This window comes from Sulfurovum sp. bin170 (assembly GCF_010892395.1).
Lineage (GTDB): Bacteria > Campylobacterota > Campylobacteria > Campylobacterales > Sulfurovaceae > UBA1140.
The window spans coordinates 1-2,423 of record NZ_JAACKB010000134.1; the positions used below are offsets into that span (position 1 = coordinate 1).

At 38.0% G+C, this 2,423-nt stretch carries 3 protein-coding genes; 2 read left to right on the forward strand and 1 reads right to left on the reverse strand.

The genetic code is table 11. From position 1 onward, the window contains the following. The first annotated feature begins 92 nt into the window (after positions 1 to 92). The gene (locus GSY74_RS03225) at positions 93 to 776 is read left to right on the forward strand and encodes a hypothetical protein (protein WP_164663674.1); all 684 of its coding nucleotides are present in this window, start codon (positions 93 to 95) and stop codon (positions 774 to 776) included. 3 nt (positions 777 to 779) lie between these two features. Next, on the forward strand, positions 780 to 1,961 hold the full coding sequence (locus GSY74_RS03230) for a glutathionylspermidine synthase family protein (RefSeq protein WP_164663675.1): 1,182 nt from the start codon (positions 780 to 782) through the stop codon (positions 1,959 to 1,961). On the opposite strand, the gene GSY74_RS03235 is transcribed toward GSY74_RS03230, so the two are convergent. Beyond that, positions 1,958 to 2,404 carry a DUF6174 domain-containing protein gene (locus GSY74_RS03235; protein WP_164663676.1) on the reverse strand — a complete coding sequence of 149 codons (447 nt, stop codon included), beginning with the start codon at positions 2,402 to 2,404 and terminating at the stop codon, positions 1,958 to 1,960. The genes GSY74_RS03230 and GSY74_RS03235 overlap by 4 nt on opposite strands. Positions 2,405 to 2,423 lie beyond the last annotated feature (19 nt).

Below are 2,423 nucleotides of genomic sequence, written 5' to 3' on the forward strand. Positions count from 1 at the left end.
ACAGAATAATGATTCCATTCATCTTATAGGATTTATCTAATATAAGTCTATTTTATGTTAAAATTCTAAAAAATTAGAAGAAAAGGAAAATTATGAACAAGCATATAAAAAAGATTTCAAACGCTACTATAGTAGGTGGTATGAGTGCAATGTTAATTGCGACACTAACAGGTTGTGGAGATACTCCAAAAGAGGAGGAGAAACCAAGCGAACCAACTGTAGCTGATGCGGTCAAAAAAGAGGGTGCAACCATCACTATTCTTGATGCAAATAATACCTATAAGATTGTAGATGAGGTTCCAAGTGCCAAGACTCGTGTTATCCTGCAAGATGTTAATGGAACAGAGCGAATTTTGAGCGATGCAGAGCTTGATAAGCTTATTAAGGATGAAGAGGCGAAGATTGAGGCAGGTACTTCAAATCTAACTAAAGCACCTGAAGAGGTTACAGATAGTGGTGGAATGGGTCTAGCAGGAACACTTCTAGCAGGTGCGGCTGCTGGTATGCTTGGTGCTGCTTTAATGAATAAACTTCAAAATAATCAAAACTATCAGCAGAACCAGAGAAGAAGCTATCGTTCTCCACAAGCTTACTCTCGTTCACAGAGTAGTTTTGGAAATAGAAAGGCTGGAGGTATGAGCAGACCAGGTGGGTCAGCTTCTAAGAGTGGTACTACAAGTAGTAGTAGTAACACCAAAAGAAGTGGCTTTGGAAAGAGTTCAGCTCCTGCATCATCTAGCTCTAGTTCTACAAGAAAAAGTGGATTTGGTGGTTAAGAGATGAGACTAAAACCTGTCAAGATACCTGACAATAAGTTTTTGGAGGGTATAGGGTTTTATTGGCATACAGACCCAGATGCCACTTCCTATATAGCAGATGAGATAGTAGAGATTACCCCTGATGAGGCTGATGCTTATTATGAAGCTGTCAATGAGCTTTATGAGATGTTTGCAGAGGCTGGTGAGTATGTGATAGAGAATGACCTTTTTCATGAGCTAGGAATACCTTTTAATGTGATAGATGCTATCAAAATGAGTTGGGATAATGACATTCATTGGCATCTATATGGGCGATTTGACCTCGCAGGTGGAGTTGATGGCAGACCTATTAAACTGATAGAGTTCAATGCAGATACACCAACGGCTCTCTTTGAGACCTCTATCATACAGTGGGCAACCCTAAAAGTCAACGGTATGGATGAGAGTCATCAATTCAATGACCTATATGAGGCTTTGGGCAGTAACTTCAAACGATTAGTCATGATGGAAGATGATGTTGAGGATTTTGAAAACCACTATGATGGTTGGAAGATTCTGTTCTCTTCTGTCAAGGATAATCCAGAGGAAGAGAGTACTGTTAAACTTCTGCAAACCATAGCTAGTGAAGCAGGATTTGTTACAGAGTTTGCCTATATGGAAGATGTTGAATTCTCTGCTACAGATGGTGTATTTTATAATAATGAGAATTATGAGTACTGGTTTAAACTCTACCCTTGGGAGGATATTGCTATAGAGGAGAGTGACTTGGCTATGCTAATGACTCAAATCATGGAGAACCAAAAGGCAATCTTCCTCAACCCTGCCTATACTTTGATGTTCCAGTCAAAAGCATTTATGAAGATTCTTTGGGACTTATATCCAAACCATCCACTACTGCTAGAGACAAGCTTTGAACCTCTACAGGGTATAGCACAGGTTGAGAAAAAAATCTTTGGTCGAGAGGGTGCAAATACTATTATTGTTGATGAGAATGAAAAAGTTATAGAGAAAAGAGATGGAGAGTATGGTGAGTTCCCATCTATCTTCCAAGAGTATGTTGAACTTCCTACTGACAACAAAGGTAACTCATACCAAGCAGGAGTCTTTTTCGCTTATGAGGGTTGTGGACTTGGATTTAGAAGAGGTGGTCTGATTCTGGACAATCTCTCTAAGTTTGTTGGACATAGAGTTGTTGTAGATTAGGCAACACAAATCTTATCCAGATAGTAGCCGACATCCTCTTCGGCTACCTCTGCGGTTTTATATATATATGCAGGGTATCCATACTCTTTGTTATAAACAACTGTTAATTTACTGCTTCTATCCTCTATCTCTTTTTGAATTATATCAAAATAGTCATCTATTGTCTTAAGATATTTTTTTCTACCACTCTCTATCTCTGTATGGCTAGGTACAAATGTAGCATCCACTATTCTGTTGTTAGCTACAACAATCTTTTTCTTCTCCTCAGGAAAAGAGTAGCATGATATATCTAGTATATAAGAGTAGTTTTCTATCTTCTTTGAGTTCCATAGTTTTTTTTGTCTATCAAACTCCTGTTGCTCTTCACTCATTCTTGAACCACTGTATTTAGTCACGAAACAAGATATAGAGAATAGCTGAGTTAATGATTTTATATATTCCATAACATTATTCTTTTATTGA